Source organism: Brasilonema octagenarum UFV-OR1 (assembly GCF_963888615.1).
GTDB lineage: Bacteria > Cyanobacteriota > Cyanobacteriia > Cyanobacteriales > Nostocaceae > Brasilonema > Brasilonema sennae.
In genome coordinates, this window is record NZ_CAWPKW010000044.1 from 1 (window position 1) to 848 (window position 848).

Genomic DNA, 848 nt, shown 5'->3' on the forward strand with positions numbered 1-848 from the left:
CCCTATAAGGGTGAGAAAGCCAATTCCAACTTCCTAAAACAGCAAACTTAGTATCGCAAACCAATATTTTTTCATTTGTTCCCCTGCTTTCTATATGTCTTTCTCCACCTAAGCGAATTAGATGTGAGCCAGGATATTGAGAAAATAATTCTTTCAAATTATTCTCAGCTAGAGCATAATTATTATCATTTTCCTCGCTTTCTTTGTTACCGTAAATTACTGTTACCTTTACCCCTCTTTCCAACGCTGAAACAATATCATTAACAAACCGTTTTGGTTCATTGCCCCGAATCCAAGGCGAGACAATCATCAGTTCCTGTTCAGCTTGTTCAATAGCTTCTCTAAAAACTTTCAAATGGTCACAATCATAAACTGGAGCAGAACCAGGCTGCTGCGGGGGAATTTCTGCCTCAGTTTTGTACTCGGAAATAACTCCATTTTCTCTAATATGTTCCACAAGCTGACGGGTAAGGTTTCCTTTCTCTAGCCTGTGAAGATTCCCGACCAAAATAAACAATTCTTTTGCTCTCGATACAGCCACATTAAGAAGGTTTGGTCGCTTGTTAATCCAGGAAACATTATCTTGCGAGCGGCAAACCTTTGTAGATAGGATAATTACCTTTTTCTCGGCACCCTGAAAAGTGTGAACCGTCCCAATAGATTTTGGATCTAATCCAGAGAAATTTTTAGCTAAATGCTCCCTCAATGCATCAGCATGAACCTTAAAGGGAGAAATAACACCTATATCTTCTAGTGAGTAACCTTTATTAAGCAAATGTTTTATTAAATCATATACAGCAGAAACTTCTTCTTGATTAACATTATTGCTGATATTCCCTTCAACATGA

General features: G+C 37.9%; 1 protein-coding gene. It reads right to left on the bottom strand.

The genetic code is table 11. The annotated features are described in order from the left end of the window. A partial coding sequence (locus tag AC5590_RS02690) for an AAA domain-containing protein (RefSeq protein ID WP_248277458.1) occupies nucleotides 1–848 on the bottom strand: 848 nt, incomplete at both ends.